Origin of the sequence: Serratia inhibens, assembly GCF_003591175.1 — a bacterium.
In the GTDB taxonomy this organism is placed as follows: domain Bacteria; phylum Pseudomonadota; class Gammaproteobacteria; order Enterobacterales; family Enterobacteriaceae; genus Serratia; species Serratia inhibens.
Window position 1 is genome coordinate 13,001 of sequence record NZ_QYYG01000011.1, and the last position, 25,934, is coordinate 38,934.

The following is a 25,934-nucleotide window of genomic DNA, read 5'->3' on the forward strand; positions in this document are numbered from 1 at the left end:
CTTGTCAGGAGAACTCACCTTGGCTGATACCATTGATATGGCGCAGGAGCGCCAAGCATTGATGCTCGAGAAGCAAATTGAACACGCCAGACCGGCAATAACGCAAATCTCGGCCCTGTTTTGCATTGAATGCGAAACCGCGATCCCGACAGCACGACGCATCGCTATTCCCGGCGTAAGCCGCTGCGTGGCCTGTCAGGAAATCGCAGAGATTCAACAACGTCATTTTATTCGGCGCTAAAGTCATGCCCTGTTCCCTCTCACCGGTACAGGATCAACCCACGCCACCGCCTCCCCAACGCTGAACGCCGATGACAAACAAGTACAAAAAGTTATCGGCACTTATTCCCCCATCCTGGTTCTGAACGGGTAAATCGGACACGAACCATACAGTGGCGCATAGTCCCCAAAAATCCTGGCGTCGCAACACCTTTGAGTTCTGCCAATAACTGTGGATCGCCTCAAATTAACCGGGCGCCGGCACAACAACAACGCTGTCTGAGTATTGCCCACTCTGCGCAGCAAAGAGGTATTACTCTTCAACGCTGGTAATTGAAAGTCCTGGTCAGAGGGGGGAAATCACCTTCAACGCCCCTCTCATACAATTTCTGCTAATCAATGACCGGGCATATTTTTGCTGCACAAATGATAAGTCTGGCCATTGACGCCTTTAGCGTTTTGCTTAATACTGTATAAATAAACAGTGCATTTAACAGAGGGCAAAAAACAGTGAATATTATGGATAAACAACAAGTAACACTGTCCCGAATTCAGTTCATAGCCGACGTTTCACAAGCTGCACAATGCAGCGCTACAGAATTGCTGATCGCCATGTCGCTGATCTCCGATCTCGCCGGTCAGGTGCTGCCAGACAATGATTATCAAGAAATATTTTACCCTGTCGACAGCCAGGTTCCGCGCTAACCGAAAGCCTGCAGACGATCCAAACGCCTATTCCCAACACCCGCCACCGGCGGGTGTTTTCGTTTCTATCACAGGCGTTTTCCCTTTGGTTGTGCCACCTCATCCACAACGCCATCACATTGCCGGTTCTCGTCACGCGCGGGAAACTGATGAGCACTCGGGGGCCTGATGCCCCACCCACTCACATCGCAGGATGGTAATGATGAAAATTTATGCACAACAAGGCGACACCATTGACGCGATTTGCTGGCGCTATTACGGCAGCACACAACGTCTGGTAGAGCAGGTCTATCTCGCCAACGCCGGCTTGGCCGACGTTGGCCCGTTGCTACCGCACGGTCATCCGATCGAGCTACCGGAGCTGCCGGCGGCGGCCCAACGCGAAACAGTCAAACTCTGGGACTAAGCGATGGAAAAATTCACATCAACCTTTGCCTATATCGTGGCGGCGTGCCTGGCCTGGCTCGGGCGACACTCTGCGCAGGATATCGCCATTCTGGTCGGCGCGGCGGTCGGTGTCGGCACCTTCGCGGTGAATTGGTACTACCGGCGCAAAAGCTATCAGCTGTTGAAGTCATTAAAAAAAAACGGACTGAAACCCGGAGTCTACGATGAACTCACTCGCTAAACGCTGCAGCGTGGCCGTTATTCTAGCGATCGCCGCCTTACTGCCGCAGTTCGATAACCTGCAAACGTCCGAACAAGGATTACGCCTGATCGCCGATTTTGAAGGCTGCCAGCTCGCACCCTATCAATGCAGTGCAGGTGTCTGGACCAACGGTATCGGCCATACCGCTGGCGTAAAACCGGGTACCGTCATCAACGAACGCCAGGCAGCCGCCAATCTGCTCGACGATGTCCGCAATGTCGAAAACGGCATAGCTCGCTGCATGAGCGTGGCGATGCCACAGCCTGTTTACGACGCTGTCAGCGCCTTTGCTTTTAACGTTGGCGTCAACGCCGCCTGCAATTCCACCCTGGCCACCTTTATTAAACGTCGGCAATGGCAGGCTGCCTGCGATCAATTGCCGCGCTGGGTTTATGTCAATGGCGTCAAAAACAAAGGACTGGAACGCCGTCGCAATGCCGAGCGAACGCTCTGCCTGCAGGGGAGCAGTTTATGACGGCGGCTTCTGACGTGGCTCTCTTCTATTCATCCACCCAAGCAGGCTCCGCCTGCCAGGAGACTTATCATGTTAAAACCCGAGCAACTGCGCACAGCGCTGGTCAACGCTCTGCCTGCTCTGCAGGAATTCCCCGACAGGCTGCACCTCAGTATTGATAACGGCCGCGTGGTTTCCACGCTGGGCCCTTCACTGTCGTTCGAGTACCAATACCAGCTCAACCTGACGCTGGACGAACCGACAGCCAATAACGATCTGGTGATGGTCACTGTGCTGGCCTGGTTGCGCAGCCATCAACCGGACCTTCTCGTCAATCCGGAAAAACGTAAAAACGGATTTGCATTCCAGCACGGCGTCACCTCCACCGGTCAGCTCGATCTGCAGCTACAGCTAACCGAACGCATCCTGGTTGAACAACGCGACGGTGCGCTGTACATCACCCCGCAGGCGGAGCCGCCGGAACCGGAGAATGTCATGCGATTTACCCAGGTTTACTTGCACGGTGAGCTGATCAGCCACTTTCAGCAACCATAAATTTATCTGCGGGGACGGCTTCGGTTGTGCTGGCGTCAGCTAAACACCGCTGCGTTGTCGCCCCCCACACTCGACGGCATTCTTGAGAGATGAACACAGACAACTTCGATATTCAGCGCCTGGTGCGCAACCTGATACGCATTGGCACCGTCAGCGAGGTCGATCTTGACCGCGGCCTCTGCCGCATCGCCACCGGTGGCAACCTCACCGACTGGCTTAACTGGCTGTCCGGCCGCGCTGGCGGTGCCCGCACCTGGTGGGCACCCAGTGTAGGAGAACAAGTGTTAGTGCTGTCACTGGGCGGCGAACTCGATACCGCGTTCGTGCTACCCGGCATTTTTTCCGATGCCCACCCGGCACCGTCGGTCTCAGCGCAAGCAGCGCACATTACCTTTCCCGACGGCGCGGTGATCGAGTATGAACCGGCCGAGGGAGCGCTGAAGGCCGTCGGCATCAAAAGCGCCACGATCGATGCTACTGAGCAGGTGAACGTCGCCGCACCGGCCATCGTTTGCCACGCAACGAGCAAAATCACATTGGATGCTCCTGAGGTGGAATGCACCCAGCTATTAACTGCCGGCACCATTGCCATCCGTCAAGGCGGCTCGATGACCGGCGATATCAACCACTCCGGCGGTAGCATCAGCTCCAACGGCATTGTAGTGCACACCCACACCCACGGCGGCGTGCAGAACGGCGGAAGCCAAACGGACAAACCAGCATGAACAACGCGAAATATCTCGGCATGAACCGAGGCTCGGGCCGCACGATCACCGACCTCGAACATATTCGCCAATCGGTGAGCGACATTCTGATCACCCCGATTGGCTCACGCACCATGCGCCGCAGCTACGGCTCTCTGCTATCCGAACTGCTGGATCAGCCGCAAAACGACGTATTGCGGCTGCAGATAATGGCTGCCTGTTACAGCGCACTGCTGCAGTGGGAACCGCGTATTCAACTAAGCGGTATCACCTTTAACACCACCTTTGACGGAAAAATGGTGGTCGACATCACCGGCAATCGCACGGATACGCCGGATACCTTTTCTCTTTCTGTTTCTGTGAGCTGACACCATGCCAACCATTGACCTGAGCTTATTACCCGCCCCCACTGTAGTGGACTCACTCGATTACGAGTCGCTGCTGGCCGATCGCAAGGCCACGCTGATTTCCCTCTACCCGGAAGAGCAGCGTGAAGCGATTGCACGCACGCTGACGCTGGAATCGGAGCCGATCGTCAAACTGCTGCAGGAAAACGCTTATCGCGAATTGATCCTGCGTCAACGCATTAACGAAGCCGCACAGTCGGTGATGCTCGGCTACGCCAGCGGCAGCGACCTCGATCAGCTTGGCGCCAACTTCCAGGTTCAGCGCCTGGTGGTGCAGCAGCCCGATACCACGATCATCCCGCCGACTCCAGCGATTATGGAGTCCGATAGCGATTTTCGCGTACGTATCCAGCAGGCGTTTGAAGGGCTGAGCGTCGCCGGCTCCAGCGGCTCCTACGAGTACCATGGCCGCTCCGCAGATGGCCGGGTGGCCGACGTATCCGCTACCAGCCCCAGCCCGGCTAACGTACTGATCTCAGTACTGTCGCGTGAAGGGAATGGCACCGCCAGCGCCGAGCTGCTAGCCATCGTCGATAAAGCCTTGAATGACGAAGATGTGCGTCCCGTGGCGGACCGCGTCAGCGTTCGCTCCGCCACCATCGTCAATTACAGTATTGACGCGGTGCTTTACCTTTACCCTGGCCCTGAAGCAGAACCAATCCGGCGCGCCGCCGAAGCCAAGCTAAAAAGCTACATCAGCGCCCAACACCGCCTCGGGCGTGATATCCGTCTGTCGGCAATTTATGCGGCGCTGCATGCCGAAGGCGTCCAGCGGGTGGAGCTGAAAAGCCCTCCTGCCGACATCGTATTGGATAAAACCCAGGCTTCATATTGCTCCGACTATAAGTTGATCGTAGGGGGTTCCGATGAGTAACCGCCTGTTGCCGGTTGGCTCATCAGCGCTGGAGGTCGCCGCCGCGGCCGCCTGTGCCGAGCTGGCCGCGATACCGGTACCGCTGCGTGAGTTGTGGGACCCGGCTACCTGCCCGCTCAACCTGTTGCCCTATTTGGCCTGGGCGTTTTCGGTGGATCATTGGGACGAGAGTTGGACGGAAGAAGTCAAGCGCGAGGTCGTCTCCTCCGCCTTCCTCGTGCACCGCCATAAAGGCACCATCGGCGCTATCCGCCGCGTGGTTGAGCCATTGGGTTACCTGATTAAACTGCGCGAATGGTGGGAGACCAACGGTGAACCCGGTACTTTTTCGCTGGATATCGGTGTGCTGGAGAACGGTATTACCGAAGAAATGTACCTGGAAATGGAACGGATGATCGCCGATGCCAAACCCGTCAGTCGCCACCTGAGCAGCCTTGCCCTGAATCTGGAAGCCTCCGGTAACATCGAGGTAGCCGGCGGCAATTACGACGCAGAGATCACCACCCTGTATCCAGACTATGTTGAATTTGCCCGACAGATGCTGGAAGGCCATTACCAGTTTTTACAGCGCAATACCGGCACTACTCTTGATTCGACCAAACAACATTTTGTTCTCAATGAAGAACATGTTCTGGCCGACTCACGTCATGAACGAGAGCTTTCTCGCATGGCCGGATTACCCAATGACGCCACCACCGAGGGGCAAGCGTTGCAAATCCTCGGTTATGCGCATGCCTATCAGGCGACCCGACAACAGAAGTATCTGGATCAAGCCATCGCCTGCTTCGACGCTTACGTGACTCATTTTTACGATGGAGCCCCTATCCCGGAAACCCCTCAGCGTTGGGTAGCCAATTGGATCGTCAACGCCAAAGAGCCGGTACTCGCCAACTGGCCGGTGGATAGCAAGGATCCAACGCACAGCGGTTTCAAAGGCGTGTCGATGACCTTTAACAAAGGGCGTACGCAGATCCCTCAGGGTGCTCCTTATTGGGGGGAGTATCTGGATATCGCTACCTTCGCCTTTGACGGTGTTCTGGCGTGGGATGCCATCAATGCCCAGGTCCGCGCGGTTAACGCCGCCGGCAACATTGACTGGAATCGCGATGGCAAACGCTATGACGTTGCGTGGATCATCAACTGGCAGGGTTATCAGATTAATGCCGACGGCGACATTCTCGCCAAAGGGTTACCCGCCGCTCAGTTCGGCACCGTGCAATTGGAAGACGCCACGCTCGGCGGTAGCCATAAGCTGAACTTTGCCAATCGTCAGCCGCTCGAAAAGGGTGGCGTAATGATCGAGCGCAATCAGATCCAGCATAATCGTCCGCTGCATGTTCCGGTCTCACATAACAACATGGGCAATGCGGCAGACGCCGAGCTGTGGTTCGCCGACGCCTGTTATCTGCTGTACAAAATCACCGGTGAACAACGCTATTTCAAGGCATGGAAAAGCGTTGAATTCACCGCCATGGAATATACCGACATTGATGCGCAGGATAAATTCTTCCGTCAGAGTCAGCATGCCAATACGCCATTCACCGACGGCATCTCCTACGACTGGTCCTACCCCGCTGATGCACCGGTCAGCTATGCACGCAATACAGATGGCATGATCACCCTTCGCAAGGATGTCGCGTCACAGCAATCGCTGGAGCAGCAGGCGGTGTGGTTCCGTATCAACAGCCAGTCAAAAGTTCGCACCAGTTTTGGCGGTGTTGATGACCAGAATCAGCCCATTACCTGCAAACTGCAGCTTTCCATTGCACCGGAAAAAAATGCTGCTCAGGCCACCGAATGGGGCATAGGTTTGCCGCAATCCACCCTTGCACAGGTGAAAACTTACGATATCGCACTCAGCAGTCTGGCGGCGCTGACCCGCGAAGACGGCAGCGATTATCTGCTGGCCGACCAACGCGCGGTGACCGATTACGGTGGTTGCGTGATCGGCAGTCTGTTTGAAGAACAGGTTTACGATAGCCGCAGCGCAATGGTGATCAACGCCCGCTTCCCCAATGATGATGCCGGCATGGTCATTGGCGCCTGGTTGACCGATGGGGAACGCTTCCCTGTTACCCAATTGGTTTACCGCGCCGACGCCGACTTTAACCTGCGGCTGGAGGATGACGATAAATGGCGTTGGTACTGGATGCTGCCCGCGACCGACGGCAAATGGATGTTGGCAACCTTTGCCCCGGCAGCCGCGGTGCTGAGCGGCTACCAACCTGATCATCAAGAGGGCGATGAGCAACCTGCTCACCCCAACTTCAGCAGCGTTGAACAAATCACCATCCTGCAAGATGGCAACGTGACGGACGCCAATTTCAGCTATTACGTATTGAACGATATCCCACCTACCTTTAACGCCGATGACGGTTACACCATCAAGTACCGCATCACATTGCAAGCGGAAAACCCTTATACCGCCCTGCTGGGGGATTGCACCATGCTGGGTCATCGTCAGGACAGCCTGTTCTGCACACCTGGCGTGATTCCGTTTTCCAATATCTACCAGGCCGACAGCCAACAGTTTGACGGCTGGCACGGCATGCCTTATCCGGGTTACCAGTACCCCTTTATTTTCGTTAATGCCGACGCCGACCCCGACGACGTGATGCTCAACAACATGGCCGAATTTCTGTGGCAATCACAGCAGTGGTATCAGCAGCAGTTCGGCGTATTAGGTCCCGGTGCTTCCGCCTATATCTGGAATCGCTGGGATAACCTGAGCTACGGCAGTGCGGACAGTTGGACCATGTACCACTGGGGTAAGGGGACTGCATGGGCCGGCTATCAGCCGCGCGCTTTCTTTGGTGCGACCCGTGCCTGGTATGAACTGAAACTGGCGGGTAAAACGCCGCCAACCAAACTGGTTGATTATGTCGAAAACTGGCTGCGCTGGCTGATCGGTTTTACCCAGGATTCCGGCGGCATCACGCCGACCGATTTCCCGATGGCCGGCGTTCCGCAACCCGATCAACACGACTTCACCGGCCATATGTGCGGCCTGTGGCTGGCCGGCGCAGTAATGGCAAAAATGGCCGGTTGCTCGGTCAGCGGCACAGATCACTTTATTGAGCAATGCGTAACAGAGTTACAGAAGAACTATCTGGCCACTGGCGACGTGATGGATGGCGCATGGTCGCCGGCACCGCGTCCCGGTACCGACAATGGGATGTTCTTCGGTTTTTGGTCGGGTGAAATCCTGCGCGGATTGAGCCTGTATGTGATGTACAAGAGCGGCCTTAACTACCCGGTCGACGAACAGAAGAGAGCAACACTATGACAGCAAAATACCGCGCCCTGCTCACCGAACAGGGCAAAGCGCTGCTGGCCAACGCCACAGCAACCGGCCAAAAGCTGGAAATAACCCAAATGGCGGTCGGAGACGGCGGCGGTACAGCCACCATTCCGAGCGAAAGCCAGACCAAACTGGTGAACGAAAGACGTCGTGCCGCGCTGAACTCGCTGCAGGTGAACACCAACAGCAATAATCAGGTGATCGCCGAGCAGGTGATCCCGGAAGATGTCGGCGGCTGGTGGATCAGAGAGCTGGGGTTATACGATAAAAACGGTGTGCTGGTGGCGATCGCCAATACCCCTGACACCTATAAACCGCTGCTGGCCGAAGGTGCTGGCCGTACTCAAGTGGTACGCATGGTGCTACTGGTCAAAGGTGACGCCAGCGCGATGATTGTCGCGGACAAAACCGCCGTGCTGGTTTCCCGCGACACGCTGGATGCGGCAATCGCCGAACATGCCCGTTCACGCAATCACCCGGATGCAACTCTGCTGGCCAAAGGCTTTACCCAATTGAGCAATGACAACAACAGCAACAGCGAATCTCTGGCGGCAACACCGAAGGCGGTGAAGGCGGTGAATGACGCCTCGCTAAAAATCGCCGCAAACTTGAAAGATGTGGCGGATAAAGTCACTGCGCGGAGCAATCTGGGCTTAGGCAGCGCGGCCACTCGTAACGTGGGGACTGAAGCTGCAAACTTGATGGAAGTTGGCGCGTTCGGTCTCGGCTCGGGCTCAACGCATCGTGCAGATGCCTACGGCAATCTTGGCGCAATCTATCGGGTCAATGGCACGTCGAAAAACGCACCGGGTTCAGGAATTTATGGTGTGATAAACCTGCCATGCGATGGCGGTCCTTCAAGCGGCTATCTGGCAGTCCAAAATAGCGCAGCCGCTTATGTCGGTAGCTCCACTACACCGGAGAAACCGCTGTCGTGGTACCGAATTTACACCACTGCCTATAAACCCACCGCGGCGGATGTCGGTGCTTACAGCAAAGGTGAGGCCGACGGCAAGTTTGTTAAACAGAGCGGCGATACCATTAGCGGCGGTCTAACGGTTAATGGCGCTATTGAAACCAAATCGGGGCTGACTACGCCGTCATTAACTGTGAATGGCAACTCAGTTATTTCAGGCTCGTTGACGGCCAAAGCCAGCATTGAATTATTTGGAGCCTCTCCTTATATAGATTTTCATTATGCCAATACGTCTGGAGATTATGACGTCCGTATTATTAATGAAAATCCAGGAAAGCTCACTCTGGGAGCTAAGGTTGTTCGGGTTAATGAAAACATTTCTGTTGGTGCTGATGCCTATATTGATCGCACATTATATGTCACGGGGGAATGTCGGGCAGGCAATACTTTATATGCCGGCACTGCCGCCTTTCAAACCAATGGTGATATCAACGGTAGCATTTGGGGTGGTTTCTTATCTAATTACCTTAACCAAAACTTCGTTCGCGACGTTCGCTTGGGTAATGTAGAAAGTGCCGCTTCCTGGAACGGCCCTGGTTACGCAGACAGTGCCGGCTATGTTTTAACCGGGGCGGCGAATAACAATCAAGACGAATTTATTGATGTTATTTTTCGCCGTCCGTTACAAAAACTCATTAACGGTACTTGGGTTACCGTCTGGATCGCTTAATATGAAAAACATAAAAAACTTCACTCTCATTGAACCCGAAACTGCGGATCAAAAATCGTTGGCAGCGTCACATGGCGTTCTTTTCTTAAGGTCTGAAAGTGGTGATGATTGGTATGAATGCCAAAAAAAATTCCGCAATGACACTATAAAAATAATGTATGACAACAATGGAATAATTCGCTCAATTACCAATAAATCGAATACCGAGGGGCATTATGACGTTTCAGGTTTTTTCCCGGAAAACATGAGCGTTGCAGAAACAGACCAACTACCAGAAGGGGCTGATATCGATGGTCGCTGGTTTTTTGATGGAATACAGGTTAAACCCAGAGAGTATTCATCCGCAGAACTGCAACAGCAAGCCATGAATAAAAAGCAGGATCTGATGAAACAGGCCACGCTGCAAATAGCAACGCTTGCCGATGCCATCGAATTGGGAATGGCGAGTGATGAAGAACAACGACGTCTGACCGACTGGAAAACCTACCGGGTTCTGCTTAGCCGGCTGGATCCCGGCACCGCCCCCGATATTGATTGGCCGCAGTCACCGCAGTAATCCACTCAACGCCCCGCACGGGGCGTTTTTTTTATCTTTATTTTTCCTGCTGTTGTACCAGATCCCATACAAACCCAATGACGTGCGTCGTCGCATCGTGAAGGGCATCCTGTTACTACCAACCACAAACGGAGTAATACTATGGGTGATTATCACCACGGCGTGCGTGTCCTCGAAATCAACGAAGGCACCCGCGTAATTTCCACCGTCTCGACGGCAATTGTCGGCATGGTTTGTACCGCAGAAGATGCCGATGCAACCTTGTTTCCCCTCAACACCCCGGTGCTGATCACTGACGTTTTGGCCGCCAGCGGCAAGGCCGGAAAGGAAGGCACTCTGGCACGCTCGCTGCTGGCGATTGCCGAGCAGGCCAAACCGGTGACCGTCGTCGTGCGCGTGGCGGAAGGCAAAGACGAAGCCGAAACCACCTCCAATATCATTGGCGGCGCCGATGAGAACGGTAAGTACACTGGCATGAAAGCCTTGCTGGCTGCACAGTCTGAACTGGGCGTGAAACCTCGTATCCTGGGCGTACCTGGCCACGATAACCTGGAAGTGGCTACCGCATTGGCCGGTATCTGCCAACAACTCCGCGCCTTCGGTTATATCAGCGCCTACGGCTGCAAAACCGTTTCCGACGCCATCAAGTACCGTGCAGGCTTCAGCCAGCGTGAACTGATGTTGATCTGGCCGGATTTTGTCAACTGGAACACCACCACCAACAGCAGCGACATCGCCTTCGCTACAGCCCGCGCACTCGGCCTGCGAGCCAAAATCGACCAGGAAACCGGCTGGCACAAAACCCTGTCCAACGTCGGTGTGAACGGAGTGAGCGGCATTTCGTCCAGCGTGTTCTGGGATCTGCAAACCGTGGGTACCGACGCCGATCTGCTGAACCAGGGTTGTGTTACCACCTTGATCCGTAAGGATGGCTTTAAGTTCTGGGGCTCACGCACCTGCTCCGACGATCCGTTATTCCAGTTCGAAAACTACACCCGCACCGCGCAAGTACTGGCAGACACCATGGCCGAAGCGCATCTGTGGGCGGTTGACCGCCCGGTCACTCCAACGCTGATCCGCGACATGATCGACGGTATCAAAGCCAAGTTCCGCGAACTGAAATCCGCAGGGCTGATCATCGATGGCGACTGCTGGTATGACGAAAACGCCAACGATAAGGACACCCTGAAGGCCGGCAAACTGTTTATTGATTACGACTACACCCCGGTGCCGCCGCTGGAAGATTTGACCCTGCGCCAACGCATTACCGACCGTTACCTGGCGAACTTCGCCGCGTCCGTGAACAGCTAAGGAAACCTGAATCATGGCACTGCCAAAAAAATTGAAATACCTGAACCTGTTTAACGACGGCTTCAACTACATGGGCGTGGTATCCGCCATGACCCTGCCGAAACTGACCCGCAAGCTGGAAAAATTCCGCGGCGGCGGTATGAGCGGTGCAGCGTCCGTGGACTTCGGTCTGGACGACGATGCGCTGGTTGTTGAGTGGACCATGGGCGGCATCGATGAGTTGGTGCTGAAACAGTGGGGCCGCGTAGATGCAGTGCCGCTGCGCTTTACCGGCTCTTTCCAGCGTGATGACACCGGCGAAGTTTCAGCACTCGAAGTGGTGATGCGCGGCCGTCACAAGGAAATCGACAGCGGCGACTTCAAGCAAGGCGAAGACACCGAAACCAAGGTCTCTACCGACTGTACCTACTTCAAGCTGAGCATCGACGGCAAAGAGCTGATCGAGATCGATACCGTCAACATGATCGAGAAAGTCGACGGCGTGGATCTGCTGGCGGCTCACCGTCGTGCCATTGGCCTGTAATTCATAACATTAACGGCCAGCCATGCGCTGGCCTTCTTTACCTGACTGATAATTGGAAATCCCATGGAACTGAATGCATCCCCAGAAAATACCGTTGTATTGGAAACCCCGATCAAACGTGGCGACAGCGAAATCCGCGAAGTGCAAGTCACCAAACCGAATGCCGGCAGCCTGCGCGGCATCGGTTTGGCGGCCCTGGCCAACGCCGACGTTGACGCCCTGATCACCATCCTGCCGCGCGTCACCTACCCGAATCTGACCAAGGAAGAGTGCGCGCGCCTGGAACTGCCGGACCTGATTGCGCTGGCCGGCCAGGTGATCGGTTTTTTGTCGCCGAAATCGGCCGAGTAAACATCGACCCCGTTCTGACCGTGGACGATCTGATGGCGGACATCGCAGTGATTTTTCATTGGCCGCCATCGGAGATGAGCGGCATGACGCTGACAGAGCTAATAGGCTGGCGCCACAGGGCGCTGCAACGCAGCGGAGTAAATACAGATGAGTAATACCGACAGCAAAGAGGCGTTGGCGAAAGAGGACGCCGCCGTCCGAAACCTCAGCAAACAGCTTAGGTTAGAGCAGACGAATTATTCTCAGTTAACCCAGTTACTGAAAATAAAAGAAGCCCAGGCGGATATATTCCAGAAATTCGAGGAGATTAAAAATACCCGTAACGCTTTGCCAAAATTTATATCTTCGCCCGAGGATATCGAAACAACACAACAAGTTAATCTGAATTACGTTGTGCAAAAGGCCCGTGGCGCCATCGCCTCACTCCAACAAAACCGGCTTGAACGACAACTACAGGCAAAAGGAATAGATACTGCGGATTTAGCCGGAGCCCAACAACAAGCCCAAAAAAAACCAGACGTCACTCAAGGTTATATTAACCATCATCGCGGTACCGGCCAAAAACTGCGTCAGCAAAGACGTTCTGAGGTACTTGATGATTTTCAAACCCGTCAGAATGGAATTGGAAAAATTCGCGACGTCAGTTCTCAGGGATTTGGCCTGGCCAACAAAGCCTTCGACACCGGTAAAAATTTGCTGGCACCAGGGATAAAGTTTGAGCAACAAATGTCCGGAGTACAAGCGCAACTGGGATTAGATAGCGGCGATCAACGGCTGATCGCTCTGCGTCAGCAGGCGACTGGCAGGGCAGCCAAGGGGCAATCCGCACAGGATGTCACTCAGGCTCAATCCGCTCTGGCGAGCGCAGGCTATAACCCACAAGACGTTCTGGCTGCCGTTCCCGCCGCGCTGAACCTGGCCAAGGCTAGTGGTAGCAGCATTGATGAGGCAGTAAAAGCGCTGTCGGGCATCCAGCAAGCTTTTCAGCTGCCTGCCGATCAGGCGGAAAACATCGCTGATGTGATGGCCAAGGCCAGCAGCAGTTATCAGTTGAGCCTTTCCGATCTCGATAAAAAAATGCAGGCCGCCGCTCCGGCAGCCCTAAAGAACGGCATGGGGCTGGAGCAAACCGCCGCGCAATTGGCACCTCAGGGGCGTAGCCTGGGGAAAGTAGAGGGTGCCGCTCAGGCTATCGTCACCGTCAGGGGCGACAATCTGGATGGCGATATCAAGAAGCTGTTCACCTCATGGGACAGTATCCGCATCGATCTGTTTACCGGCCAAGACTCGTCCCTGCGTCAGCTGACGCAGACCGCGACCGGCTGGTTAAACACTCTCGCTCAATGGTCGACAGAAAATCCTGCATTGGCCAACAGCTTAATGACGGTAGGTATTGCCATTACCGCACTGCTTGGCGGCCTGTCGACTATTGGCACCTTTATCGTCCCGGCATTGAGTGCCATCAACATGTTGATGGCCGGTGCTGGCCTGCTGGGCAGCGTATTTACCTCCGTTGGTGCGGTTATTGCCGGCGCCTTTGCCGCTCTCAGCCTGCCGATCGTCGCCGTAGTGGCGGCCATTATCGGCGGTGCCGCTTTAATTTATAAATATTGGGAGCCTATCAGTGCCTTTATGGGGGGGATAGCAGAAAGTTTCAGCGCGGCTATGGGGCCGATCAGCGATGCATTTTCTCCAGTTATTGCCGCGTTCAACAGCGTGATGGATACGTTAAGGCCAGTATACGACTGGTTCAAGGCCTTGTTGACACCAATCAAAAGCACGCAAGAAGAACTGGACACCGCTGCTGCTTACGGAAAGAAGCTGGGTGAATGGCTGCTATGGGCCTTTAGGTTGCCCGGCGATGCGCTTAACCAATTAATCGGCTTAATAGGTAAGGCAAGGGGGTTTATCGATAAAGCCATTGGCTGGTTTGGCAATGAAAAAGCGGATCCGACCTCGGCAGAATACGACAGCAGCCTTTCTCCCAGCGGCGGTGTGTTGAGTCTGGGGAACGAAAACTACCGAGCCGTTCGCCCAACGAGTGGCCCTGTCGTTACCGATCACAGCGTACTGACCAATAACGTCGCCATCAGCGTACCGGCGGGGAGTACGCGCGAGGAAATGGAGCACATCGTCCGTACCGCCATGATGGACGTCGAAAATACCCGCCGTAATCAAAACCTCAGCGCTTATGCGCCTACGTAAGGAGCCAGACTCATGATGCTAACATTGGGGTTGTTCGTATTTATGTTACGCACCCTACCCTACCAAAGCATGAACCGTCAGTTGAGCTATCGTTGGCCGACAGGGAGCCGTGTAGGCCAACGGCCCAGTGCTCAGTTTCTGGGGGTAGACGCCGAAACAATCACCCTGAGCGGACAATTGCTGCCTGAACTGACCGGCGGTCGACTGTCGTTGCTCGCTCTGCAAACCATGGCAGAACAAGGACGGGCCTGGCCACTTATCGAAGGTACCGGCACTATTTACGGCATGTTTGTGATCGAAAAAATCACACAGGACAACAAACAGTTTTTTGCCAACGGTCAGCCTCGCGAAATCAACTTCAGCATTACGTTGAAGCGTGTGGATGAGTCGCTGTATGCCATGTTCGGCGATCTACGTCAGCAAGCCGGAGATCTGTTGAGTAAAACGCAAAAGGCGACGGGGATTTCATTATGATCGCCGATGTATTTCAACCTATGGGAGCCAAGCCAGCTCCCGATTTCATCCTGACGCTGGCTGACAAAGATATTACCAGCAACATCCGTAACAGGCTGATTTCACTGAATATGGTGGATAACGGCGGCCTGAGCGCAGATCAATTGAGTATTTCCCTGGACGACAGCGACGGTCTGATGGTCCTGCCCAGAAGGGGAGCCATTCTAGAACTGTTCCTGGGGTGGGAGAACTCGGCGCTGATTGGCCAAGGAAAATTCATCGTCGATACCATCGTCCATTCAGGCGCCCCTGACATGATCATGATCACGGCACGCAGCATCGATTTTCGCGGCTCACTGAACGAATCCCGCACCCAGTCCTATTCAGATGCAACCTTTGGCGAAATCGTGCAACAAATCTCGGCCCGCAATGGGCTGCGCGAACCCTATTTGAGCAATGAGCTGGCGGCAACCCGAATCCCACATGTCGACCAAACGGATGAAACTGACGTTCAGTTCCTTTCTCGGCTGGCTCTGGCAAACAGCGCCCGGGTGACCGTCAAATACCAACGCCTGCAGTTTATCCGCCCCGGATACGGCCGCAACCCGCGGGGTGAACCAAACCCGTTTAAAACCTTGATCCGTAACGATGGAGACAGCCATCGCTTTGAGCTGAAAGATCGCGGCAGTTACACCGGTGTCAGCGCCAGCTGGCTGAATACCAAACAACCCGAACAAGCAAATAGCAGCGTACAAATTGAGCGAACAAATCGCTTGGAAAATGCCAGTGTCACCCAGCATCCCGCTGCCAGGCCAAGTAACCATGCCACAACCGAACAGCAACAAAGCGGCAGCTATATGGTCGGCAAGGAAAAACAGGTCTATCACATTGCCAAGATCTTCCGTGATAAAGAAACCGCTATGCGGGCGGCAAAATCGTTGTTCGAACAACTGCAAAGGGGGATCGCCACCTTCAGTATCACTCTGGCTACCGGCCAGCCCGATCTGTTCCCGGAGACGCCCATCAAAGTTTACGGTTTCAAAGAGGCTATCGACCAACAGCTCTGGGTGGTCAATAAGGTCAGTCACACTTTAAGCAACGGTGGCTTCTTCAGCAATCTGGAGCTCAATGTCTACATTGAGGGTATCGATATCGCCACTAAAGAAACCTGACCTCTCTTTCATCACATTAACTTGCTTTTGCAAGTTAATGGGCTATTATAAGTCACATAACTTGATGCAGTCGAAAGGGGGATTCAACTATGATGCACTGTCCACTATGCGGTAACGTGGCCCACACTCGCTCCAGCCGCTACCTGAGCGAGTCGACCAAGGAGCGCTATCATCAATGCCAGAACATTAACTGCAGCTGTACCTTTGCCACGCATGAGTCCGTCGCGCGGGTGATCGTAAAGCCCGGTGATATCATCCCGGCTCAGCCGCACCCGGAGAAAGGCAAACAGCGCGCTACCGCACTCTAATACATAGCCTGCTACAGCAGGCTTTTTTATGCCTTCCAAATACAACTTGAATATCGTATTTACGAAACAAAATCTTGCATATACAACTCAAAAAAACAATAAGCATAAAAAAAGGGGTTGGCATATTGCCAACCCCTTCATAGCTATTAACTTTCGGATGCAGCGTTAGCCTACGCGGTTCAGACGCTCTTTGATACGAGCAGACTTACCAGTACGCTCACGCAGATAGTACAGTTTGGCTTTACGAACGGCACCACGACGTTTAACAGTAATGCTGTCGATTACTGGGGAGTGAGTCTGGAATACACGCTCAACACCTTCGCCGTTGGAAATCTTACGAACAGTGAATGCAGAGTGCAGACCGCGGTTACGGATAGCGATAACCACGCCCTCGAATGCCTGCAGACGTTTTTTGCTACCTTCAACGACCCATACCTTAACTTCCACGGAATCACCCGGACGGAATGCAGGTACGTCTTGCTTCATCTGCTCTTGTTCAATTTGCTTAATAATGTTGCTCATAATATGTCTCTTACCCTAGGTAAACTGATATATCGGTCCCGTCGAGCCAGATGCTCAGACGTTCCCTTCATAGTCCTGCTGCTTGGCCTGATGTTCCCGTTGGAACTCAGCCAGCAACACCGCTTGCTCGTCAGTCAGAGCTAGGCTTTCCAGAAGTTCAGGTCTTCTAAGCCAGGTACGGCCCAGCGACTGCTTTAAGCGCCAGCGACGTATCTCGGCATGGTTGCCCGACAGTAAAACCGACGGAACCTCCATCCCTTCCAACACCTCAGGACGGGTATAGTGCGGGCAGTCCAGCAATCCATCGACAAAAGAATCCTCTTCTGCTGAAGCCTGATGGCCCAGTACACCCGGTATAAAACGGGCGACAGAATCGATCAGGGTCATTGCCGGCAGTTCGCCGCCGCTGAGAACGTAATCGCCGATTGACCATTCTTCATCAATTTCGGTTTGGATTACGCGCTCGTCTATCCCTTCATAACGGCCACAAACCAGAATCATCTTCGGGTTGGCCGCCAGTTCGCACACGCCGGTTTGATCCAGCTTGCGCCCCTGAGGTGACAGATAAATCACCTTTGCTCCCTCGCCTGCCGCTGCTTTTGCTGCATGAATGGCTTCCCGCAAGGGCTGCACCATCATCAGCATTCCCGGGCCGCCGCCATAAGGGCGATCGTCCACGGTACGATGCCGGTCGTAGGTGAAGTCACGCGGACTCCAACACTGCACGCTCAGCAGGCCATTTTTTACTGCCCGGCCAGTCACCCCATAATCGGTGATCGCGCGGAACATCTCAGGAAACAGGCTTACAATACCAATGAACACAAGCCAATCCCCATTCCGTTATTCCACTTGCTTCGACCGTTTAATTCGGAGGTCAAAAACCAGGATCCCAATCTGCTTCAATCACGCGAGCAGTGAGATCGACTTTCTTGATAACCTGCCCATGAAGAAACGGGACCAACCGCTCCTTCATGCCGAACGCATCCTTCAGGTTAGCCTTCACAACCATCACGTCGTTCGAACCGGTTTCCATCATATCGACGACTTTACCCAGTTCGTAGCCGGTGGTAGTGACTACCTGGCAGCCCATAAGGTCTTTCCAGTAGTAATCATCACCTTCCAGCTCGGGAAGTTGTTCCGAATCCACGATAATCTCACGATTGGTCAGTAGATTCGCAGCATCCCGATCGTCAATGCCTTTGACTTTGATGATCAGGTCCTGACTGTGGCGCTTCCAGTCTTCCAACTCGACAAGCTGCCATTGACCCGCCTGCTGGATAAACCACGGCTGATAGTCAAAAATGCTTTCGGCGTTCTCGGTGGATGAAAATATTCTGAGCCAACCACGGATGCCGTAAGTAGACCCCATTTTACCGAGTACAATCGGCGCGATCGGTGCTACCGGTTTGAGTTGCTTGCTCATTGCCACCACCGCGACAGATTAAGCTGCTTTCTTAGCGTCTTTGATCAGCGCGTGAACGCGATCAGAAACGGTTGCACCCAGGCCGACCCAATGTTCGATGCGGTCCAGGTCCAGACGCAGTGCTTCAGCCTGACCAGATGCGATCGGGTTGAAGAAGCCTACGCGCTCGATGAAGCGACCATCACGAGCATTGCGGCTGTCGGTCACTACTACTTGATAGAACGGACGCTTTTTAGCGCCGCCACGTGCCAAACGAATTGTTACCATAACATCCTCTTTAGTTAATAAAACAGCCGGGCCCCATTGAGGGAACGGGGCCCGGTTGCAATATAAAAAGCCCGAAAATTTTACTCATTTTGGCGCAAAAAGCAATCTAAAGCGTAGATCACCGTCAACAACTTTTTGCGGCCAGCAATATTTCGGGCGGTTTTTGCCGCGAACGGCAAATGCTTAAACAGGCTCACCCCAGAGGGCAAGCGCCTGTCAGCGGCCTGGGAAGCCAGGCGGCATCATACCTTTCATGCCGCGCATCATCTTCGCCATTCCGCCTTTCTTCATCTTTTTCATCATGCGTTGCATCTCGTCGAACTGCTTCAGCAAGCGGTTGACGTCCTGCACCTGCATGCCGGAACCCATCGCGATGCGGCGTTTACGCGAACCTTTGATGATTTCCGGCTTGGCGCGCTCTTTCAACGTCATCGAGTTGATGATCGCCTCCATGCGCACCAGCACTTTATCGTCCATCTGCGATTTCACATTGTCCGGCAGTTGGCCGGCACCGGGCAGTTTGCTCAGCATGTTGGCCATGCCGCCCATGTTACGCATCTGCTTCAACTGCTCCAGGAAGTCGGTCAGATCGAAACCGTCGCCCTTCTTCAGCTTGTTAGCCAGTTTTTCCGCTTGTTCGCGATCAACTTTGCTTTCGATATCTTCGATCAGCGACAGTACGTCGCCCATGCCGAGAATACGTGACGCCACGCGGTCCGGATGGAATGGCTCCAGCGCGTCGGTCTTCTCACCCACACCGAGGAACTTGATGGGTTTGCCGGTAATGTGGCGGATCGACAGCGCAGCACCGCCACGCGCGTCGCCGTCGACCTTGGTCAGCACCACGCCGGTCAGCGGCAGCGCTTCGTTAAAGGCCTTGGCCGTATTGGCGGCGTCCTGACCGGTCATGGCATCGACCACAAACAGGGTTTCCACCGGCTTGATCGCCGCATGCACCTGTTTGATTTCGTCCATCATCGCTTCGTCTACGTGCAAACGGCCGGCGGTATCGACGATCAGCACGTCGTAGAATTTCAGCTTGGCCTGCTGCAATGCGCGGTTAACGATGTCGATCGGCTTTTCTTTGACATCCGACGGGAAGAAATCGATGCCGACACCTTCCGCCAACGTCTCCAACTGCCTGATCGCCGCCGGACGGTAAACGTCCGCAGAAACCACCAACACTTTTTTCTTCTGTTTTTCTTTCAGGAATTTGCCGAGCTTGGCGACGCTGGTGGTTTTACCGGCACCCTGCAGGCCCGCCATCAGCACCACGGCCGGCGGTTGCGCAGCCAGGTTCAGCTCGGTATTCACTTCGCCCATCGCGGCAATCAGCTCGCTCTTGACGATCTTGACGAATTCTTGCCCCGGCGTCAGGCTTTTATTGACCTCATGCCCCACAGCGCTCTCTTTGACGCGGTTGATAAAGTCGCGCACCACCGGCAGCGCAACGTCCGCTTCCAGCAACGCCATGCGCACTTCACGCAGGGTATCCTTGATATTCTCTTCGGTCAGCCGCCCACGGCCGCTGATATTGCGCAGTGTGCGCGACAATCGATCGGTTAAATTTTCAAACATCGTCTCATGCTCAACGTGTAATGACAGGCCGCTTTGGCGACACAATTGCGGCGATGATAACACGAAGCGCACAGGATCTCTGCCTCAGCGTTGGAGATCGGTTGGAGTGGGACGCGCTCAACGCTATACTGGCAATCCAATTAACCATGCCGAAGCAAAATTAAACGCTATGCCAGTTTTCTCCATTGTGGCTTTGATCGCCTACCTGCTCAGCCTTGGACTGATTATTCCCAGCTTGTTGCGGAAGAACAGCGCATACCGTCGGCTTGCTATCGTCTCGGCGGTGGTGGCGCTAATTTGCCATGCCATCGCACTGCAGCAGCGCATCTTTGACGTCAACACCGGGCAAAACCTCAGCCTGCTGAACATCGGTTCTATCGTCAGCCTGATCATTTGTTCGATCATGACCTTTGTCGCTTCGCGCAATCGCGGCTGGTTCCTGCTGCCCATAGTTTACAGCTTTGCGATGATCAATCTGGCCTTCGCCAGCTTTATGCCGGGCGAGTTCATCACTCATCTGGAGGCCAGCCCGGAGCTGATGGTGCATATCGGCCTGGCTCTGTTCTCCTATGCTACGCTGATTATTGCCGCATTGTATGCGCTGCAACTGGCCTGGCTGGACTACCTGCTAAAAAACAAAAAGCTGTCCTTCAGCGCTGACATGCCGCCCTTGATGAGCATCGAACGCAAAATGTTCCACATCACCCAGATCGGCGTAGTGTTGCTCACGCTCACCCTGTGCACCGGCCTGCTTTATATGGATAACCTGTTCAGCAAAGAGAACGTGCACAAAGCCGTGCTGTCCATCATGGCCTGGTTTGTGTACATCGTTCTGCTGTGGGGCCATTATCATGAAGGTTGGCGCGGCCGCCGCGTCGTTTGGTTCAGCTTTGCCGGCGCCTTTTTGCTGACGCTGGCCTACTTCGGTAGCCGTCTGATTCAACAAGTCATGGTGCGCTAACCGCCTCAGGCCATCTTTTTCCCTATATAAGGAATACCGCGTTGGAGCACGTTTCGACAGGGACCCTGATCATTATCCTGGTGATCATGATTGTGGTCTCCGCTTACTTCTCAGCATCCGAAACCGGCATGATGACGCTCAACCGCTATCGTCTCCGTCATCTCTCCAAGCAGGGTAACCGCTCTGCGCGCCGGGTCGAGAAACTGCTGCAAAAACCGGATCGCCTGATTGGTCTGGTGTTAATCGGCAATAACCTGGTAAACATTCTCGCTTCGGCGCTGGGAACCATCGTCGGCATGCGACTGTATGGCGACCTCGGCGTAGCCATCGCCACCGGCATATTGACGCTCGCCGTGCTGTTGTTTGCCGAAGTGTTGCCCAAAACCTTCGCAGCGCTGTATCCGGAGCGCATCGCCTTCCCCAGCAGCTTTTTACTGGCGCCGCTGCAGAAGGTGATGTTCCCGCTGGTGTGGCTGCTCAACGGTATCACCACGCTGATATTGCGCCTGTTCGGTATCCGCACCAACGTGCGCGTCAGCGATGCGGTGAGCAAGGATGAGCTGCGTACCATCGTCAACGAATCCCACTCGCAGATTTCCCGCCGCAATCAGGACATGCTGATCTCGGTGCTGGATCTGGAAAAGGTGACGGTCGATGACATTATGGTGCCGCGCAACGAAATCGTCGGCATCGACGTCAGTGACGACTGGAAGTCGATCATGCGCCAGCTTACCCACTCGCCGCACGGCCGCATCGTGCTGTATCGCAGCTCGTTGGATGACGCCATCGGCATGCTGCGGGTGCGTGAAGCTTACCGCCTGATGACCGAGAAAAAAGAGTTTAACAAAGAGAACCTGCTGCGCGCCGCTGACGAAATTTACTACGTGCCTGAAGGCACGCCGCTCAATGTTCAACTGGTGAAATTCCAGCGGAATAAAGAGAAAGTCGGCATCGTGGTGGACGAATACGGTGATATTCAGGGGCTGGTAACGGTGGAGGATATTCTGGAGGAGATCGTAGGCGATTTCACGACCTCCATGTCACCCACGCTGGCGGAGGAAGTTAATCCACAGAGCGACGGCTCCGTATTGATAGACGGTACTGCCAACGTGCGCGAGTTAAACAAGGCGTTCAACTGGACGCTGCCGGCCACCGAAGCGCGCACCATTAACGGCATGCTGCTGGAAGAGCTGGAAGAGATCCCCGAGATCGGTACCCGGGTACGCGTTAGTCACTACGACGTCGATATTCTCGACGTGCAGGACAACATGATCAAACAGGTGCGGGTCACGCCGATAAAGTCGCTGCAATCCAGCGTTCAACAACGCTGATTGCCCGCCAGAAAGAGAAAAGACGCGAACATCGCGTCTTTTTTTATTGCTGTAGCCAGGCGGCAAACTAGATGTGCAGTTCCTGCAGCTTTTCTTCCGGCAGCGCCAGCTCTTCGTTGTGGTTTACTACCACGTCGTGGTCGAGAATGTGCTTGGCGATTTCCTGCGCTTCTTCCAAAGAGTGCATGTGATAGGTGCCACACTGGAACTCGTTCAGCTCAGGAATTTTACGCTGATCAGTCACTTTCAGCACGTCGGCCATCGCCGCTTTCCACGCATCGGCAACGCGCTGCTCTTCCGGCACGCCAATCAGGCTCATATAGAAACCCGTGCGGCATCCCATCGGGGAGATATCGATAATCTCAACGCCCTGACCATTCAGATGATCGCGCATAAAGCCGGCAAACAGGTGTTCCAGCGTATGAATGCCGCGTTCTGGCATCACTTCCAGGTTCGGCCGACAGAAGCGCAGATCGAACACGGTGATGGTATCGCCATGAGGAGTTTTCATGGTTTTCGCAACGCGGACAGCCGGGGCTGCCATGCGGGTATGGTCTACGGTGAAGCTATCCAGCAGTGGCATTTCGTTACCTCCTCGTAAAAGAGTATTTATTTCGAAACTTTTTTAACTAACCAGGAAACCTTTTCCAACCCAGCGAGTCTGAGTATGTGAAAGACGCGCATTTGTTATCATCATCCCTGTCATCAGAGATGCATATTTGGCCACATTGATGTGGCCTTTTTCTTTTTCAGCCCCCGCCGTGTTGCTTCAGGAACTCTTCAAAGCTTAGCGTATCGCCGGCTTCTATGTTGCGTTGGCGCTGCCATGAGGCTTCCTGTTCCTTCGCCAGATCGGCTTCGGTCAGAATTTCCAACGGTTCCTCCATCAGCATCTGACGGTACTTTTCAGCCAATTGCAGACCCACGCGGCCGGTTCCCTCTTCCTTCATCGCTTTCAGGATACGAGCAGAAAACGTCAGCTCCGGATCGTCAAACGCCGCAACCAGCTCATCGCAAACTTGCTGGTACTGCCGATCGCCGGCTTCGCTATCCAGCACCTCCGCTACGCGTCGCAGATCGTCAAACAACGCCTTACCGACTTTCTCCAAAGGCTTACGGCTGTCATCACAGCCCATGCCGATGGTCTGGCCAGGCTTGCGTCCTTCGAGGATCACACGATTCCAGTTCTTGCGCGTGCAAAGCAGTTCATCACTGTCCATCTCTGGCGCATCGGCCAGCACACACCACACCAGGAAGAGGTCCAGGAAACGCGCCTGCACCGCATCCACGCCGATTGGCGAGAACGGGTTGATGTCCAGCGAACGAACTTCGATGTATTCGATACCACCGCGCAGCAGCGCATCTGATGGCGTCTCACCGCTTTTGGTCACACGCTTCGGCCGGATCGGCGCATACAGTTCATTTTCAATCTGCAGCACGTTACTGTTCAATTGCAGGTAACGATCGCCGTCCTTTACACCCAATTCGGCGAACTCTTCGGAAGGCGTGACAATCGCCCGCTTCAGACCGGCGACATAACTCTGCAGATCGTTGAAGGTAATGCCCAGATTGCTCTGAGATTTATTGGTGTAGCCCAGGTCACTCAACCGCAGCGAAGTGGCATACGGCAGATAGCACATACCCTGCTCGGTACGCTCGAACGGCAATGCGGTTTCACGCCCTTTCAGGAACGAGGAACAGATCGCCGGTGACGCGCCGAACAAATACGGGATCACCCAGCCAAAACGGTAGTAATTGCGGATCAAGCGGAAATAGCCCGCAGAAATCTGCTCTTTGCCGCTTTCTGCATCTTTAACGCCGGCCCATGCCTGCCAGAACTCCAACGGCAGCGAGAAATTGTAATGCACGCCGGAAATGGTCTGCATCAGTGCACCGTAGCGATTTTTCAATCCTTCACGGTACAGCGTTTTCATGCGGCCAATATTCGACGAACCGAACTGCGCCAGCTCAATGTCCTGCTCGGCTTCAATAAAGCACGGCATGCTGAGCGGCCACATGCGTTCATCACCCAGATTACGCGCCACGTGACGGTGGATATCACGCAGGAACGTCAGCAGGTGATCGAGGTTATCGTCAACCGGCGTAATAAACTCTAACAGCGCCTCGGCAAAGTCTGTGGTAATCCAGTGGTGCGTTAATGCCGCCCCCAACTTCTCCGGATGTCCGGTTGTCGCCAGTTTTCCGTCCGCGGTGACACGCAGCGTTTCACGCTCGATGCCGCGACGAATACCTTTTAATGCATGGGGATGGGCTTCCAACCAAGAAAGCGCCTGTGATACGTCCGGGATCAAATTGACCTCCCGCTTCTAAAAACAATAACTCGTAAGCATACTGAATCTGCACCCGAGTGAATATTGAGTTATATTCACTTCGTTAATGCCACCAGGCCATTCCCTGTAACGTTATCATAGTCAAAATGATGTAACGCAGCGCCTTTCCGATACACAGAAACAGCGCTACAGGGCCCCAGGGCATGCGCAGCCAACCTGCCAACACGCACAACAAATCGCCCACTACCGGCACCCAGCTGAGCAACAGCGCAGCCGGGCCGAAGCGTTGCATCCACCCGAGCGCTGTCTCCAGCCCCCGCTGCGGTTTCAACGCCGGTAACAAGCGCCCGATAATGACATTGGTCACCCCGCCGAGCGTATTCCCCAACGTCGCGGCCAACACCAGTAACTCCGGTGAGACGCGGCTGTTAGTCAGCAAGGCGACCAAAACAATCTCTGAATTTCCCGGCAACAGCGTCGCACTGAGGAAGCTGCTGCCGAATAGCGACATGACCGCCAGCGTACTACTCAAAGCGTGCGGACATCTACGACAGCCATATTGGCGCTTTTCGCCGCCTGAATACCGAAATCTGCGTCTTCAAATACCACGCATTTTTCCGGCGGCACGCCAATCAGCTCGGCACATCGCAGGAAAGTATCGGGTTCAGGCTTGTGCCGCAGTACGTCATCGGCACCCACGATCGCATCAAAACAGTGGAACAGACCCAAATGGCGCAACAAAGACTCCGCCATGCGATGTTCACTGCCAGTACCTACCGCCATCGGGCGGCGACCTTGATAGGCTTTGACCACCTCAATCAGCGGCAGGGGCCGCACGGTATCCAACAGCATCGTTTCCACCGCGCGGGTTTTCTCCGCAGCCAGTTGATGGGGATCGAGATCGGCCTGATGGCGGGTAATAATCGACTGGGCAATACGCCAGCTCGGAGAGCCGTTCAACGCCACCATGGCCGCTTCATCAAACGTCATACCGTAACGGGCCAGCACCTCGTGCCACGCTTTGCGGTGCGTCGGCTCGGTATCAAGAATAGTGCCGTCCATGTCGAAGATCAGACCCTGATAGCGGTCGTACATCGTTACTCCATGATCGTTGAGGAAAGAAAACTACTTTAGCGTAAAGCCGGAAGGTTGTCGCTGATCGCGTAAT

30 protein-coding genes and 1 pseudogene are annotated in these 25,934 nt (G+C 54.5%); 22 read left to right on the forward strand and 9 right to left on the reverse strand.

What is annotated here, in order from left to right; all coding sequences use genetic code 11:
- The first annotated feature begins 19 nt into the window (after window positions 1-19).
- The 20 genes and pseudogenes from D4100_RS23030 (at window position 20) to D4100_RS23125 (ending at window position 16,393) form a co-directional block, all read left to right on the forward strand.
- Window positions 20-241, forward strand: coding sequence for a TraR/DksA C4-type zinc finger protein (locus D4100_RS23030; protein ID WP_065505907.1), 222 nt, complete (start codon window positions 20-22; stop codon window positions 239-241).
- 497 nt (window positions 242-738) lie between these two features.
- On the forward strand, window positions 739-924 hold the full coding sequence (locus tag D4100_RS23035; protein WP_071919879.1) for a hypothetical protein: 186 nt from the start codon (window positions 739-741) through the stop codon (window positions 922-924).
- Window positions 925-1,123: 199 nt separating this feature from the next.
- Complete coding sequence (locus tag D4100_RS23040; protein ID WP_081303984.1) at window positions 1,124-1,330, forward strand: tail protein X; 207 nt, start codon at window positions 1,124-1,126, stop codon at window positions 1,328-1,330.
- Between the two features lie 3 nt (window positions 1,331-1,333).
- On the forward strand, window positions 1,334-1,552 hold the full coding sequence (locus D4100_RS23045) for an HP1 family phage holin (protein ID WP_065505904.1): 219 nt from the start codon (window positions 1,334-1,336) through the stop codon (window positions 1,550-1,552).
- On the forward strand, window positions 1,536-2,048 hold the full coding sequence (locus D4100_RS23050; RefSeq protein WP_065505903.1) for a lysozyme: 513 nt from the start codon (window positions 1,536-1,538) through the stop codon (window positions 2,046-2,048). Before D4100_RS23045 ends, D4100_RS23050 begins: the two co-directional genes overlap by 17 nt.
- A gap of 69 nt (window positions 2,049-2,117) precedes the next feature.
- Window positions 2,118-2,582, forward strand: coding sequence for a phage tail protein (locus D4100_RS23055; RefSeq protein ID WP_065505902.1), 465 nt, complete (start codon window positions 2,118-2,120; stop codon window positions 2,580-2,582).
- Between the two features lie 89 nt (window positions 2,583-2,671).
- Entirely contained in the window at window positions 2,672-3,307 is a 636-nt protein-coding gene (locus D4100_RS23060; RefSeq protein ID WP_065505901.1) for a phage baseplate assembly protein V, read from the forward strand.
- Window positions 3,304-3,654, forward strand: a complete 351-nt coding sequence (locus D4100_RS23065) for a GPW/gp25 family protein (protein ID WP_065505900.1) — start codon at window positions 3,304-3,306, stop codon at window positions 3,652-3,654. Before D4100_RS23060 ends, D4100_RS23065 begins: the two co-directional genes overlap by 4 nt.
- A 4-nt stretch (window positions 3,655-3,658) precedes the next feature.
- Window positions 3,659-4,567, forward strand: a complete 909-nt coding sequence (locus D4100_RS23070; RefSeq protein WP_119805347.1) for a baseplate assembly protein — start codon at window positions 3,659-3,661, stop codon at window positions 4,565-4,567.
- A pseudogene (locus D4100_RS26040) lies at window positions 4,560-5,081 on the forward strand (phage tail protein I); the annotation flags it as partial. The gene D4100_RS23070 and the pseudogene D4100_RS26040, both read left to right, overlap by 8 nt.
- A 2,768-nt stretch (window positions 5,082-7,849) precedes the next feature.
- On the forward strand, window positions 7,850-9,514 hold the full coding sequence (locus D4100_RS23080) for a phage tail protein (RefSeq protein WP_119805349.1): 1,665 nt from the start codon (window positions 7,850-7,852) through the stop codon (window positions 9,512-9,514).
- 1 nt (window position 9,515) lies between these two features.
- Window positions 9,516-10,070: a tail fiber assembly protein gene (locus tag D4100_RS23085; RefSeq protein WP_065505896.1), complete on the forward strand. Its 555-nt coding sequence runs from the start codon at window positions 9,516-9,518 to the stop codon at window positions 10,068-10,070.
- 141 nt (window positions 10,071-10,211) lie between these two features.
- Complete coding sequence (locus D4100_RS23090; protein WP_065505895.1) at window positions 10,212-11,381, forward strand: phage tail sheath protein; 1,170 nt, start codon at window positions 10,212-10,214, stop codon at window positions 11,379-11,381.
- Between the two features lie 13 nt (window positions 11,382-11,394).
- The gene (locus D4100_RS23095) at window positions 11,395-11,904 is read left to right on the forward strand and encodes a phage major tail tube protein (protein ID WP_006323695.1); all 510 of its coding nucleotides are present in this window, start codon (window positions 11,395-11,397) and stop codon (window positions 11,902-11,904) included.
- 63 nt (window positions 11,905-11,967) lie between these two features.
- The gene (locus D4100_RS23100) at window positions 11,968-12,255 is read left to right on the forward strand and encodes a phage tail assembly protein (protein WP_012005306.1); all 288 of its coding nucleotides are present in this window, start codon (window positions 11,968-11,970) and stop codon (window positions 12,253-12,255) included.
- A gap of 20 nt (window positions 12,256-12,275) precedes the next feature.
- On the forward strand, window positions 12,276-12,410 hold the full coding sequence (locus tag D4100_RS23105) for a GpE family phage tail protein (protein WP_013811556.1): 135 nt from the start codon (window positions 12,276-12,278) through the stop codon (window positions 12,408-12,410).
- Window positions 12,403-14,460 (forward strand): phage tail tape measure protein, encoded by a 2,058-nt coding sequence (locus tag D4100_RS23110; RefSeq protein WP_119805350.1) that lies wholly within the window; start codon window positions 12,403-12,405, stop codon window positions 14,458-14,460. Before D4100_RS23105 ends, D4100_RS23110 begins: the two co-directional genes overlap by 8 nt.
- Window positions 14,461-14,472: 12 nt before the next feature.
- On the forward strand, window positions 14,473-14,934 hold the full coding sequence (locus tag D4100_RS23115; RefSeq protein ID WP_065505893.1) for a phage tail protein: 462 nt from the start codon (window positions 14,473-14,475) through the stop codon (window positions 14,932-14,934).
- Window positions 14,931-16,085: a contractile injection system protein, VgrG/Pvc8 family gene (locus tag D4100_RS23120; RefSeq protein ID WP_065505892.1), complete on the forward strand. Its 1,155-nt coding sequence runs from the start codon at window positions 14,931-14,933 to the stop codon at window positions 16,083-16,085. Before D4100_RS23115 ends, D4100_RS23120 begins: the two co-directional genes overlap by 4 nt.
- Before the next feature lie 89 nt (window positions 16,086-16,174).
- Window positions 16,175-16,393: a DNA-binding transcriptional regulator gene (locus D4100_RS23125; RefSeq protein WP_065505891.1), complete on the forward strand. Its 219-nt coding sequence runs from the start codon at window positions 16,175-16,177 to the stop codon at window positions 16,391-16,393.
- Window positions 16,394-16,558: 165 nt separating this feature from the next.
- On the opposite strand, the gene rplS is transcribed toward D4100_RS23125, so the two are convergent.
- From rplS to ffh, 5 genes are all read right to left on the reverse strand, one after another.
- Window positions 16,559-16,915, reverse strand: coding sequence for a 50S ribosomal protein L19 (gene rplS / locus D4100_RS23130; protein WP_004950372.1), 357 nt, complete (start codon window positions 16,913-16,915; stop codon window positions 16,559-16,561).
- 54 nt (window positions 16,916-16,969) lie between these two features.
- Entirely contained in the window at window positions 16,970-17,737 is a 768-nt protein-coding gene (gene trmD / locus D4100_RS23135; RefSeq protein WP_119805351.1) for a tRNA (guanosine(37)-N1)-methyltransferase TrmD, read from the reverse strand.
- A 52-nt stretch (window positions 17,738-17,789) separates the two neighbouring features.
- Entirely contained in the window at window positions 17,790-18,338 is a 549-nt protein-coding gene (gene rimM, locus D4100_RS23140) for a ribosome maturation factor RimM (RefSeq protein WP_065505889.1), read from the reverse strand.
- Between the two features lie 18 nt (window positions 18,339-18,356).
- Window positions 18,357-18,605 carry a 30S ribosomal protein S16 gene (gene rpsP, locus D4100_RS23145; RefSeq protein ID WP_004932501.1) on the reverse strand — a complete coding sequence of 83 codons (249 nt, stop codon included), beginning with the start codon at window positions 18,603-18,605 and terminating at the stop codon, window positions 18,357-18,359.
- A 216-nt stretch (window positions 18,606-18,821) separates the two neighbouring features.
- Window positions 18,822-20,183 carry a signal recognition particle protein gene (gene ffh / locus D4100_RS23150; RefSeq protein WP_062790301.1) on the reverse strand — a complete coding sequence of 454 codons (1,362 nt, stop codon included), beginning with the start codon at window positions 20,181-20,183 and terminating at the stop codon, window positions 18,822-18,824.
- 169 nt (window positions 20,184-20,352) lie between these two features.
- On the opposite strand from ffh, the gene D4100_RS23155 reads away from it, so the two are divergent.
- Entirely contained in the window at window positions 20,353-21,144 is a 792-nt protein-coding gene (locus tag D4100_RS23155) for a cytochrome C assembly family protein (RefSeq protein WP_065505888.1), read from the forward strand.
- A gap of 41 nt (window positions 21,145-21,185) precedes the next feature.
- Entirely contained in the window at window positions 21,186-22,475 is a 1,290-nt protein-coding gene (locus D4100_RS23160; protein WP_065505887.1) for an HlyC/CorC family transporter, read from the forward strand.
- Between the two features lie 67 nt (window positions 22,476-22,542).
- Here D4100_RS23160 and luxS read toward each other — a convergent pair whose 3' ends face one another.
- From luxS to yqaB, 4 genes are all read right to left on the reverse strand, one after another.
- Entirely contained in the window at window positions 22,543-23,058 is a 516-nt protein-coding gene (gene luxS, locus D4100_RS23165) for an S-ribosylhomocysteine lyase (protein ID WP_065505886.1), read from the reverse strand.
- Between the two features lie 166 nt (window positions 23,059-23,224).
- A complete protein-coding gene (gene gshA / locus D4100_RS23170) occupies window positions 23,225-24,787 on the reverse strand; it encodes a glutamate--cysteine ligase (RefSeq protein ID WP_065505885.1) in 1,563 nt (520 codons plus the stop codon).
- 82 nt (window positions 24,788-24,869) lie between these two features.
- A complete protein-coding gene (locus tag D4100_RS23175; protein WP_065505884.1) occupies window positions 24,870-25,298 on the reverse strand; it encodes a YqaA family protein in 429 nt (142 codons plus the stop codon).
- The gene (gene yqaB / locus D4100_RS23180; protein ID WP_065505883.1) at window positions 25,295-25,861 is read right to left on the reverse strand and encodes a fructose-1-phosphate/6-phosphogluconate phosphatase; all 567 of its coding nucleotides are present in this window, start codon (window positions 25,859-25,861) and stop codon (window positions 25,295-25,297) included. The genes D4100_RS23175 and yqaB overlap by 4 nt, the downstream gene beginning before the upstream one ends.
- Window positions 25,862-25,934 lie beyond the last annotated feature (73 nt).